The sequence below is a fragment of the Desulfopila inferna genome, assembly GCF_016919005.1.
Taxonomy (GTDB): domain Bacteria; phylum Desulfobacterota; class Desulfobulbia; order Desulfobulbales; family Desulfocapsaceae; genus Desulfopila_A; species Desulfopila_A inferna.
This window is the reverse complement of sequence record NZ_JAFFQE010000002.1, coordinates 321248-332903: the sequence shown is the minus strand read 5'-3', so window position 1 is coordinate 332903 and position 11656 is coordinate 321248. Positions and strand designations below refer to the sequence as shown.

The following is an 11656-nucleotide window of genomic DNA, read 5'->3' as shown; positions in this document are numbered from 1 at the left end:
GATTGGCCGCAAACCGCATCATTTTCCAGCAGCAGTTCGAGCTAGTCCTTCGAGGGCGCCGGCGATTTTCTGAAAATGCTCCATCTCTGAAATGTTATGTCGGCGCGCCAAATATTCAGCACTGTTGTACGCAATCCACACCTGTTCTTTTTCGTCCTGCCAGACTAGCATCTTCTGGGGAAGATCAATAGCGAGCGTTCGCTTAATCTGCATGAGTGGCGTGCCGAGTTTGGGGTTTCCAAAGATCACCACCATGGTAGGTGGCAGGTCGATTTCTGCCTTTCCGGCATTGGCGGAATGGTCAATAGTAGTGAATAATGTCAGTCCCTTATCTTTGATAGCTTTTTGCAGGGCTGCAACAGTCTCTTCCATGGCAAGGTTGCTTTTGAGCTTGACCAGGCCGGAGATTTTTTCGGATTCTGCTCCTGTTGTCTGCGTGGTGCAAATGAACAGGAAGAAAATAGCGGTAAACATCAATGAATATCGAAATAAAGCCATAGGCACTCTCCTTTTTGTTGATCAGGGCTTTCCCGAAAAATGTGGGGGACCCAATACTCTGAGCCGTCAACGGAAGTTGGTGTGTAGATGGTCGCTCAATTTAAAAGATAGTCACTTGCAGATATTAGGGAAGGGTTTCAGGTGAAATTGAAAGAAGTGGCAGGTTTCCTTGCGGAAAGGATACATATGGCGAGAGAATTTCAAGAAGTACCGAGATAAACTTGAGGATATCGAGCTCGTGAGATGAATAGACGGTTCTTCAGAGGTACCCCCGTAACCCAACGGAGCAGGGTTACGGGTCCGGGGATTCTGTTTATAAGCTTTTTTCGCGATTGCAGCCTTAACCCGGCTGAACCGGATAAGAGCCTTTAGATTTTCCTGCTAAAAAAACAGGAAGACAATCTGTAAGGTACTAAATATGCAGGCTCATTTTATGCTCGCGCGGCGTCACGAAGGTCCGAAAATCCTCCCACTCGTCAATTTTCAAAGACATATACTGCGCATACAGGGGCTCGCCCAGGAAATCTTTGAGAAATGTGCTCCTTTCAGCTTCAAGGAGAGCCTCATACATATTGGTCGGCAGGAAATTCTTGTCCCAGAGACTGGAGGCCTTTTGCGTTGCATAGGAACTTTCAGCCTCATGGGTGCCGCAGTCGATCTTTTCTCTGATTCCCTGAAGGCCCATTCCCAGAATAGTGGCAAGCTGCAAATAGATATTGCCGGAAGGATCGGGCGAGCGGATTTCAATTCGGGTATCTTTCGGTCCCGTGGCATACGGCACCCTCACCATTGAACTGCGGTTTTTTAGTCCCCAACTCCGCACGATGGGAGCCTCTTTGCCGACAACATAGGCTTTATAGGAATTGAAGGTGGCAGCCATTATTATCGAGGTTTCCCTGGCATATTTTAAGATTCCACCGATAAAATGGCGGGCGGTTGTGCTGAGTTTATGCTCTGCCTCATCGTCGTAAAAGAGGTGATTGCCATTCAGATCCTGGGCAGATACATGAAAATGAAGGGCATTGCGATTAAATCCGTTAAACGGCTTGGGCATAAATGAGGCATACATTTTTTGCTCATAAGCGATCCTTTTGGTAATATAGGAGAAGAGGACCGTTCTGTCGGCAGTTTCAAGGGGGGCGAGACAGGAGAGGTTAATTTCATGTTGCGAGGGGGTAACCTCGTGGTGCATTTTTTCAAAATTGATGCCGCATTTTTTCAGCACCGAAACGATTTCTTTACGGACGACTTCTCCCTTGCCCTCGGGGTCGGCATGAAAATAACCGGCTTTGTCGGTATGGATATCTTTGCCGAATTCATCATTGCTCAACAGAAAGAATTCATGTTCGGGGGCGGTTAAAAAACGGATTCCAAATTCTTCTTCGGCTTGGGCCACTGTTCTTTCAAGAAGATATCGGGGATCTAGCGCAGACCTTTTGCCGTATTCTTCACTTATTCCGCCTATCAAAAAACCGAGATTCTCATGGGAGAATTTCACGGTCTTGAATGTTTCGGCAAGAGGAATCAACAACTTATCGCTGTCATTGACTGTGCCGTATCCGGGTACCGAACTGCCGTCAAAACCAATTCCTCTCTGGAATAAAGAATCAGGGTTATCGCTGTTGACCTGGAGGGTAACAGGCCGTCCATTCAGATCCGTGGTAAAAATCTGCAAGGTATCTACTTTGCTGATCCGGCTTGGCAAATCTTCCATGATTGAACTAATCTCCTATGAATTTGCATTAAGGTAATGTGACTCCGGCCATCGAAGTCCTGTAGAATAAAAAAAACAAACAGCGGTTGACTCTCATTCCGCGAATATAATCACAGAGCGTGAACTTAGCTTGATCGTGTTGTGCTTGCAATGATTTTACCGGCGCTTTTTACACCGATAGACATAAAAATGGAGCAATACCGGTTTTGCAAACATATTTGCACAATCGGGATTTCTGGAAATCTTTGTTGACAAAGTGACTCCATGAAGATAGGAATAAAAGATCCCTACTAACAAAAACTAAAAGGAGAAGAACATGAGAAAATCATTTTTGAGAAGACTACTATCAACGGCAACCGCGATTGCAATGCTGTTCGTAACCGTTGGCTTCAGTGCTGCGGCGGAGCTGAGGGTGGGCGTCGATACGGCTTTTGTGCCTTTTGAATTTAAAGGAAAAGATGGTAAATACACCGGATTCGACGTTGAATTATGGGACGCAATTGCTAAACGGATCGATGTAGATTACGAATTAGTACCTATGGATTTCAACGGGCTCATCCCCGGATTGACAACCGGTAACCTGGATGTTGTCCTGGCTGCCATTTTCATTACCTCTGAAAGAGAAAAAGCAATTGATTTTTCCCATCCTTACTTCAGAGCCGGTCTCAAGGTGATGGTCCCGATCGACAATACCGATATCAATGGCCCTGCCGATCTGAAAGGAAAGGTGGTTGCGGTGAAAACCGGTACAGCCACAGTTCCCTATGCGGAAACTCTTGGTGTGGAGAAACTTACGAAATTCCCCAATATAGATCAGGCATATCTCGAAGTAGCTACCGGCGGCGCCGATGCAGCCATGCATGATACCCCCAATGTTCTCTATTATGTCAAGACGGCCGGAGAAGGCAGGGTTAAAGCTGTCGGAGCGGATGTCAAGGCAGCCTATTACGGCATTGGTCTTCAGCAGGGCAGCCCCCTGCGCGACCAGGTGAATATAGCACTCCTTGAAATGCAGGAAGACGGTGAGTACGACCAGCTCTACAAAAAGTGGTTTGGAACTCTTCCTGAATAATCCCTGATTATTCTGCAAAAATTCACTTGAGGGGGACCAGTTTCCTAGAGGTTCCCCTTGTCTTATTTTAACTATGATTAGCGTAAAACAACATTATGAGCTTTGAATTTCAATACATAGTGGATGCTATTCCCTCACTGCTCGAAGGCGCCAAGTTAACGTGGTATATAACGATAATTGGTATATTCGGGGGGTTGGCCATGGGGACAGTCGCCGGTGTCATGCGGCTTGCCGGTACCAAGGAGATCGGCGGAGAAAGCTACGGTTTTTTTCACATAGCCGGCATAATCGGCCAGAAAATGGCGGCAGGATATGTCGAGTTGATCCGGGGAACACCTATTATCGTGCAGGCTATGTTCATTTATTTCGCGCTGCCGATGCTGATAGAGGTGGTTACCGGTATACGGGGGATTCGTTTTGATGCCCTGACTGCGGCGATCATCACCATTATCATCAATGCCGGCGCCTATATTGCGGAAATCGTCCGGGGTGCGGTGCTGTCGGTCAACAAAGGATTGGTCGAAGCCGGCATGTCCATGGGAATATCCAGACTGCAGCTGCTGACAAGCATTATCGGTCCAATAGCATTCAAGCGTGCCATTCCGCCCCTGGGTAATCAATTTATCATCAGCCTGAAAGACACCTCTTTATTCATCGTCATCGGTGTAGGGGAGCTGACGCGACAAGGTCAGGAAATTATGGCAAGCAATTTCAGAGCACTTGAGATCTGGTCGGCAGTGGCGATCTGTTATCTGATTATGACTTCAGCCCTTGCAATTTTCATGAAATATCTCGAGAGAAGGATCAAAATAGTATGACGAACAATGTGATAGAATTCAGAAAGGTCTGCAAGAGCTTTGGTGATGTCGAGGTGCTGCATGACATTGATCTGACCATAGAGGAAAAAGAGGTCGTGGTCATTGTCGGGCCCTCCGGTTCGGGCAAATCAACCCTGTTGCGCTGCATTAACGGCCTGGAGATCGTTACCTCCGGCGATCTGACCGTCAACGGCATACATTTGCCCGCTCAGAAGCATCTGATCCGCGAAATCCGCAAAGAGGTGGGAATGGTTTTTCAGCTGTTTTATCTATTCCCCCATATGACTGTCCTGGAAAATGTTGCCTTCGGCCCCAGGAAGGTTCGCGGAGTCTCTCAAAAGGAAGCCAACGATGTAGCGCATGATCTTCTCGAAAAGGTAGGATTAGGTGAAAAAGGCAACTTTTACCCGTCTGAGCTTTCCGGAGGACAACAGCAACGGGTGGCCATAGCCAGAGCAATGGCAATGCGGCCCAGGATCATGCTTTTTGACGAGCCCACCTCGGCGCTCGATCCTGAACTGCGGGAAGAGGTTCTCAACGTCATGACTGCCGTAGCCATGGAGGGCTTTACCATGGTTGTGGTCACCCATGAGATGAGCTTTGCCAGCAAGGCGGGGTCGCGCCTTATTTTTATGGACGAAGGCAGGGTCGCCGAAGACGGTAATCCTACGGCACTGCTGCAGGATCCTCCCTCGGAAAGATTGAAGAACTTTCTTCAGCATGTTGGCTATTAGCCTTTCCTGGTAAGTGTTTTTCAGGATTTTAGTGAAAAAAAACGGAACTGGAAATGAGTTTCCTTGCGTAGATTTTCACTTTTTCATCAGGATTGATATCAATTGAATAAAAACGCTCTCCCACCAGACAGCCTGGAAGAATTATGTGATCTGTATGTCAAAATCTACAATGGCAAGCATTCCATTCGTTTGACCAAACGTAATCTCACCGTCTTGAAAAGCATGCTGGATGCTCCCAGCGAAACCGCAGCCAAATCGATTTCCGAGATTGCCCGGGAGAGTGGTGTCCATATTTCTTCCATAACCCGTCTTTCTCAAAAGCTGGGTTTTCAGGGATTCCAGGGACTGAAAACCCTTTTTCGCACAAATCTCAAGAAACAGCGCGGTTTTTATAGTGAACAGGTCAAACGCTTCCTGCAACGGGAGCGGGATAATTCCGGAGATGATATAACGATTTTCGAAAAGGTTATCCAGGATGAGTGGAGCAACGTGATGGTAACCCATGATGCTTTTGATGAAGAAAAATTTACGGAAATTCTCGGTCTCATCACAAGGGCGGACCATGTCCTTGTTCTCGGTCTGCGAGGCAGCTACCCTGCAGCTTATTTTCTGAGCTTTTATATGCAGATGATTCGTGACGGAGTCACACTTGCAGGGAAACCGGGGCATACGATCGGAGAGGATCTGGCTCAGCTTAAGCCGGGTGGGCTAGTGATTGCCATAGGCATTTCCCCCTACACCAGAGAAACCGTCAACGCCTGCCGGTTTTGTGCACAGCAGGGAATCAATCTGGTTGCCGTCACCGACAGTTTTTCATCACCGCTGGCGACAGAAACGGAAAACCTGCTGGTTGCGGCCATTCACGGAACCTATTTTTTCAGTCCCATAGCTGCCGTGATAATCTGCATTGAAGCGCTGCTTTCCCAGCTTGTGGCTCAGCTGGGCGATGAGGCCATAACCCGGCTCAATCATGCCGAGAGAATTTTAGAAAAATTGGATATTGAAACTTGATTCCAAGTGCAGTATCCACATAGTGTAAAGCAAGTTCAGTCAAGCTAAATAATCTCGTAAAAAGTCATCGAAGTTGCCGAGAGCATTCTGCGATAAGCACCCGCACGGGCATAAGCTCCGACTTCGAGAAGCTCGATATGCTGCAACGATGGAGATCGAGCTTTTAACCAGTCCATCATTGTAAAAAGATCAAAACAGGGTAGATAGTTATGGAAAAGTGGCAGGAACAGTTACAGCAGTCTGTAAATACACTTGATCGGCTCAAGGAATTTATAAACGTCACCGCGGAGGAAGAGCAGGCGATTACAACGCTCGACACCAAATGGGGAACATCACCCTATTTTGCCTCCCTCATGGATAAGGATGATCCGCAATGTCCAATCCGGCGTCAGGTGCTGCCAAGTCTGCAGGAAACTGTCAACGAGTACGGCATCGAGGACTATCTGCTCTGGAAGGAAAATAGGGAAACCGAAGAAGTGCGCCCTGACAGTATCGCCCGGCAGTATCAGGACCGCGTCGCTTTCACGGTCACCGATGTCTGTGTCAATTACTGCCGCCACTGTTTTCGCAAAGAGCTGGTAGTTGATCGTGATCTCAAGCTGCGTATGGATGTCGATGAAGGACTTGCATGGATCTCGGAACACACCGAAGTTCGCGATGTCCTGATCACCGGAGGCGATCCTCTGATTCTATCGGATGACCGGATTGAATATCTGGTTCGTAAACTTCGTGAAATTCCGCACCTCGAGATGATTCGTTTTGGTTCGAGGGTCCCGATTGTTCTGCCGCATCGTATCACCGACGGATTGATGAAAGTGCTTTCCGGTTATCATAAGGTGCCGATCTGGCTGAATACCCAATGCAATCATCCCAAAGAGATAACGGAGATGACCGCAGAGGCTGTCTACAAGCTGCAGACATGCGGCATCAGCGTCGGCAATCAGGCGGTCCTGCTCAAAGGGATAAATGACGATGTCGAGACATTCAGGGAACTGCATCAGAAACTGTTGTCGGTTCGGATCCGTCCCTATTATCTCTTCTACTGCGAACCAGCTCCTGGAATCGATCACTTCAGGACTCCTGTGGAAAAGGGAGCGGAGCTTATTCGTGATGCCATCCGCGGCCATACTACCGGCATGGCGCAGCCTATGTATGTCATTGCCACTAACATCGGCAAAATTCCACTGATGCCCGATTACTACATCGAGGGCAAGGATGAAAAAGAATATACCCTTAAGAATTATCGTGGAATTACAACTAAGTGGCCGAATATTCCTGAGGAGAGCTGATCCTCTCGACTCTCGGAAAACCTGCAAAGTGGGAGATCGGGCCTTTTATCAGTCCATCAGATGATGGACTTGCCGAACAGGGATGTCAGCAGAGAGACGGCGACCTGTGCCGTCCTGTTCTTGACATCGAGGATGGGATTTACTTCCATGACATCCACGGAATGCAGTTTACCTGAATCACAGAGGGTTTCCATGATGAGCTGGGCCTCGCGGTAGGTCAGGCCTCCATGGGAAGGGGTGCCAACCCCGGGGGCTTCCAGAGGATCAATGGCGTCCATGTCCAGGCTGAGATGGATCCCCGGGAGTCCGGCGAGTCCGGCTAGCGCTTTGCGCAGGACCGCATGCATGCCCAACTCGTCGACATCACGCATAGTATAGACGGTGCAGCCGGACTGTGCCAACAGTTTTTTCTCTTCGTGATCAAGATCTCGAACCCCGATCATGACCACGTTTTCCGGGGCGAGTTTCGCACCCGGTCTGCCTACATCGACAAGTTCCTTTGATCCCCGGCCCAGAAGAATGGCCAGGGACATGCCGTGGATGTTTTCACTGGCGGATGTTTCCAGGGTATTGAAATCACCATGGGCATCTACCCAGATAAGGCCGCAGGGACCCTGATCGGTGACACCGCCGATGGTTCCGATGGAGGCGGAATGATCGCCGCCTAAAAAGATCGGGATTTCTCCGTTGGCAATGGCGTCGGCACCAAGTTTATAGGCCTGTTCACAGGCTCGGCAAATGGGGATGAGCCTCTCCTCGTAGCGTGTGCTGGAGAGGGTATAATGACCGGGAACGTCGACATTGCCGTGATCGATGGTATGATAACCCAGGTTGCGCAGCTTCGGGGCCAGACCGGCGTATCGTATGGCCACCGGCCCCATGTCGACTCCTCTTTGCTGCTGTCCCAAATCCATGGGGATGCCGATTATGCTGACCGTCTGTTTCATTATCAGTCTTTTTTCCGCATATAATTCCAGAGATTGACAATGAAGTCCTGAACGTTTGTCAAAATGGCCTGGGCCTGGGCGGAGCCGCGGTTGGCCAGCTTGTCGGCGGAGAATTCGGACATGTCCACCACATAAAAATAGACCGGACGGATTTCACCGTCGGGCATGACCCGGTAGCTCGGCGTCATGTTGCCGAAGGCGATGGAGTGCAATTGCGTGGCCATGGTGATCACCGTGGTCGCCTTTCTGGCATGTTGCCGCATTCTGTCCTGTGACTCATAGACATTGCCGATGGTTTCGGGAAGAGGTCCGTCGTCGCGGATTGATCCGGCAAGGATGTAAGGTACATCGTGGTCTTCACAGGCCTTGATGATGCCATCCTTGATGCCCAGGACTTTAATGCTCTCCCGTATCGAGCCGGCCCTTCTCACCTCATTGAGAATGTCCAGGTGGTTGTAGTGTCCCATGGACTGGAGTTCCTGACTGTAGATATTCTGGCCCAGTCCGGTGCCGAAATGGGCGGCTTCGATATCATGGGTGGCCAAGGCATTGCCTGCCATCAGCGCATGGCAGAATCCGCTGGCGATCAGTCCCTGCATAGCCTCCCGGCTGTCTTTGTCAAAGGCGACGGCCGGGCCTAAAACCCAGACGATATGACCATGATCGCGGTCATGTTTGAGAATCTTGTAGAGTTCGTCATAGGAGCGGGAAAAGGGAGTTTCCCTGGTGCCGCGGGAGCGAAAGGTGAATTTGTCCGTGCTCGCCGCAATTCTCTCAAAGCAATGGGAATGCACGAATATCCCCTCTTCTCCGTTTTCCGTTCTGCCGACCACAACCATATCGCCTTTCTTCAGGTTCCTGGCCTCAATCACCTGGAGCTTGCCCTGGTCTGCAACCAGAACGGCATCCATTCTGCTCTCCGGTGCCAGAACCCAGCCATATCCCGGCAGTTTGGCGTATTCCGGATAATTGGAAGTAGCATGGTAATTTCTGGGAGCGATGCCGTCGGCCGGTACTGCTTCCAGGGCGGCAAATGGGCCGTTTTTTAGCTCCGCCGTGTCAAAGTCGGGGGGGGTGAAGGTCAGACTGAGGGCCATTCGGTTTCTCCAATTTGATACTGTTTGATTGTGGCGGAGCGGCAATCATTGCACCACCCACCGCTAACCCAGCTGAGCTGGAGTACCCTTTGAGGGGTATACGTGGTTTGGCTATAAAGGTTCGTCATTGCCAGGAATATCTTTATTATAGATCAATCTTAGCAAAACTCAATTGTTTTCAATGATTGCATACATAAGTAAGGGCAGAGACCGGAAATGACCCGGTTGAAATAGTCTTGACCTGTTTTCCCTGCTCAAATATAGTACTATCTGCGCCCACCTTCCTCTATATTGAGATGTTGAATGAATCCATCCGCATATTTTACCACCGGCCTTGCCATTAAAACCCTTACCAGCCTGTCCAAGGCTGATGTTGTCATTCACGGTGAGGAAAATATTCCCGGCGGACCCACCATTTTTGTGATCAACCACTTTACCAGAATCGAAACGCTGCTGATTCCCTACTATATTTATAATCTTACCACCACCCCGGTTTTTTCGCTGGCCGATGAATCTTTGTTCAGGGGAAGTTTGAAGAAGCTGCTGGATATGATCGGCGTGATTTCCACCAGGGATCCGAATCGCGACAAGATCATCTTAAAGGGTCTGCTCACGGGCTCCGAAAACTGGATTATCTTTCCGGAAGGCAGGATGGTGAAGACCAAGAAGATTATTGGTGGAGGAAAATTCCTGATCCGCCATGACGGAGGCAGCCATAAACCGCATACGGGTGCAGCGTCTCTGGCGCTGCGTGCGGAATTTCTGCGCCATCATCTTCTTGCCAGGGAAAAGGAGGAGCCGGCCAATGTTCAGACCTTCCTCGATGCTTTCTCAATCGCATCGCTTGATGATATCCGGGGCAAAGCCACAACAATTGTTCCGGTTAATCTTACCTATTATCCAATCAGAGCAAAAGAAAACATCGCTTCTCAGTTTGCCGCCAGGATGATGAAGGAAGTGCCGGAGAGAATGCTCGAAGAACTCATGACCGAAGGCACCATGCTGCTCTCGGGAGTGGATCTCGATATTCACTTCGGCAAGCCGATTGGGCTGGAGGATTTTCTCTCTTCACGGATTGTAGGCAGGGAATTACAGCACCCCTTCGGCGAATATCCTCATTTTTCGGAAAGACTGTCCCGCTATATGCGCAGCCTGTCGGAGGACATGATGCAGAGGTATATGAAGGCCATTTATAACATGACCTCCGTCAACCATGAGCATCTGTTCGCCTCATTCCTGCAGCGCTATCCCTTTTCCACGATGAAGGAAATGGATCTGCGCAGAAGGGTTTACCTGGCAGTCAGGAAAATAAGCGATAAAAACGCTATAGGGTACAATCTCCACAGGTCGCTGCAGGAGGAACAGGTGCATCTTCTCACCGATGACAGGTTTAAAAAGGTAGAGAATTTTATTGAACTGGCCCTGGAAAAAAACGTTGTCGAAAAAAAGAACGGCTATCTTGTCAAGTTGAAGAGAAAGCTGCCGGAGCTCCTGCTGTTTCACCGGGGCAGAATTGACAATCCCATTGAGGTCATGGCTAATGAGGTCGAGCCCTTAAGGGAATTGCAGCGCCTGGTGCGATTGGTGGCCTGGCAGCCAGGATTTCTGGTCAGAAGGAAAGTGCTCGACATGCTGGTGCAGGAGGAAGACCAAAGCTATCTGCAGGATTGCAAGCGATGCGGCGTTCCAACCTCGAAATCCGGAAGCCCTTTTTTGCTGCGCGGTTCCACCGGTAAAATAGGAGTGGTACTGGTTCACAGCTATCTGTCGGTACCGGAGGAAGTGATGGAACTCGCCCGCTATCTAAACCGACAGGGATTATGGGTGTATGCACCCCGACTTGCCGGACACGGGACAACACCCGAGGATCTGGCGCAGAAAACCTATTCCGACTGGCAGCTTTCCGTGGAAAAAGGCTATGCTGTTATCAGCAGCATCTGTGAGCATGTGGTTCTGGGCGGCGTTTCGGTGGGTGGCTGCCTTGTTCTGGAGCTTGCCTCGAGGCTGAAGAAGCTGGCGGGGGTTGTTGCCGTCTGTCCGCCGCTGCACCTCAAAGACTATTCGTCCAGCTTCATGCCGGGCAATGATGTCTGGACGCGGATACTGGCAAAAATAAAAAAGGATGATCTGGATATCGATTATTTCCAGTTCAATTCCGAAAATATACATGTCAACTATGATAAGAATCCGATATTAGGAGTTAAAAATGTCGGAGCTTTTCTCGAAAAGCTGAAAACGGTGCCGGCAAAGGTACATCATCCGAGTCTGATTCTTCAGGCAGACAGGAATCCGATTGTGGGCAGAGAGGGGTCACGACAGATATATGATGAGCTCGGCACCGAAGAGAAGGAATATATTCTACTGAATTACAAGAATCACATCATCATCCGTGGCGAGGATTCCGGGAGAGTACATGCAATTATTGGCGATTTTATCCGTAATCTTGTCGGTTAAAGCCAATCTCAGGGGGAGTCCA

The 11656-nt window shown here is 49.4% G+C and carries 10 protein-coding genes; 6 read left to right on the top strand and 4 right to left on the bottom strand.

Annotated features, from left to right (window positions below):
* Positions 1–18: 18 nt before the first annotated feature.
* Both JWG88_RS05515 and JWG88_RS05510 read right to left on the bottom strand, forming a co-directional pair.
* Entirely contained in the window at positions 19–474 is a 456-nt protein-coding gene (locus JWG88_RS05515; protein ID WP_205232710.1) for a DUF302 domain-containing protein, read from the bottom strand.
* Between the two features lie 436 nt (positions 475–910).
* Positions 911–2212, bottom strand: coding sequence for a glutamine synthetase family protein (locus JWG88_RS05510; RefSeq protein WP_205232709.1), 1302 nt, complete (start codon positions 2210–2212; stop codon positions 911–913).
* A 316-nt stretch (positions 2213–2528) separates the two neighbouring features.
* On the opposite strand from JWG88_RS05510, the gene glnH reads away from it, so the two are divergent.
* The 5 genes from glnH to JWG88_RS05485 all read left to right on the top strand — a co-directional run bounded on the left by glnH (position 2529) and on the right by JWG88_RS05485 (position 7136).
* Positions 2529–3284 (top strand): glutamine ABC transporter substrate-binding protein GlnH, encoded by a 756-nt coding sequence (gene glnH, locus JWG88_RS05505; protein WP_205232708.1) that lies wholly within the window; start codon positions 2529–2531, stop codon positions 3282–3284.
* 95 nt (positions 3285–3379) lie between these two features.
* On the top strand, positions 3380–4102 hold the full coding sequence (locus JWG88_RS05500) for an ABC transporter permease subunit (protein WP_205232707.1): 723 nt from the start codon (positions 3380–3382) through the stop codon (positions 4100–4102).
* A gap of 8 nt (positions 4103–4110) precedes the next feature.
* The gene (gene glnQ, locus JWG88_RS05495) at positions 4111–4836 is read left to right on the top strand and encodes a glutamine ABC transporter ATP-binding protein GlnQ (RefSeq protein WP_205233230.1); all 726 of its coding nucleotides are present in this window, start codon (positions 4111–4113) and stop codon (positions 4834–4836) included.
* Between the two features lie 102 nt (positions 4837–4938).
* Entirely contained in the window at positions 4939–5847 is a 909-nt protein-coding gene (locus JWG88_RS05490; RefSeq protein ID WP_205232706.1) for a MurR/RpiR family transcriptional regulator, read from the top strand.
* Between the two features lie 209 nt (positions 5848–6056).
* Positions 6057–7136 (top strand): KamA family radical SAM protein, encoded by a 1080-nt coding sequence (locus JWG88_RS05485; RefSeq protein WP_205232705.1) that lies wholly within the window; start codon positions 6057–6059, stop codon positions 7134–7136.
* Between the two features lie 56 nt (positions 7137–7192).
* Here the strand turns inward: JWG88_RS05485 and rocF are convergent, their stop codons facing one another.
* Together rocF and JWG88_RS05475 are read right to left on the bottom strand one after the other, a co-directional pair.
* Entirely contained in the window at positions 7193–8083 is an 891-nt protein-coding gene (gene rocF / locus JWG88_RS05480) for an arginase (RefSeq protein WP_205232704.1), read from the bottom strand.
* A gap of 2 nt (positions 8084–8085) precedes the next feature.
* The gene (locus JWG88_RS05475; protein WP_205232703.1) at positions 8086–9180 is read right to left on the bottom strand and encodes a putative NPN-dependent ornithine cyclodeaminase; all 1095 of its coding nucleotides are present in this window, start codon (positions 9178–9180) and stop codon (positions 8086–8088) included.
* 303 nt (positions 9181–9483) lie between these two features.
* On the opposite strand from JWG88_RS05475, the gene JWG88_RS05470 reads away from it, so the two are divergent.
* Positions 9484–11634, top strand: a complete 2151-nt coding sequence (locus tag JWG88_RS05470; RefSeq protein ID WP_205232702.1) for an alpha/beta fold hydrolase — start codon at positions 9484–9486, stop codon at positions 11632–11634.
* Positions 11635–11656: the final 22 nt, after the last annotated feature.

What these genes read in the sequence shown, in the direction of transcription:
- JWG88_RS05510 (WP_205232709.1), bottom strand. Translation starts at nt 2,212, where the DNA reads ATGGAAGATTTGCCAAGCCGGATCAGCAAAGTAGATACCTTGCAGATT.
- JWG88_RS05470 (WP_205232702.1), top strand. Translation starts at nt 9,484, where the DNA reads ATGAATCCATCCGCATATTTTACCACCGGCCTTGCCATTAAAACCCTT.
- rocF (WP_205232704.1), bottom strand. Translation starts at nt 8,083, where the DNA reads ATGAAACAGACGGTCAGCATAATCGGCATCCCCATGGATTTGGGACAG.
- JWG88_RS05475 (WP_205232703.1), bottom strand. Translation starts at nt 9,180, where the DNA reads ATGGCCCTCAGTCTGACCTTCACCCCCCCCGACTTTGACACGGCGGAG.
- JWG88_RS05500 (WP_205232707.1), top strand. Translation starts at nt 3,380, where the DNA reads ATGAGCTTTGAATTTCAATACATAGTGGATGCTATTCCCTCACTGCTC.
- glnH (WP_205232708.1), top strand. Translation starts at nt 2,529, where the DNA reads ATGAGAAAATCATTTTTGAGAAGACTACTATCAACGGCAACCGCGATT.
- JWG88_RS05515 (WP_205232710.1), bottom strand. Translation starts at nt 474, where the DNA reads ATGTTTACCGCTATTTTCTTCCTGTTCATTTGCACCACGCAGACAACA.
- JWG88_RS05485 (WP_205232705.1), top strand. Translation starts at nt 6,057, where the DNA reads ATGGAAAAGTGGCAGGAACAGTTACAGCAGTCTGTAAATACACTTGAT.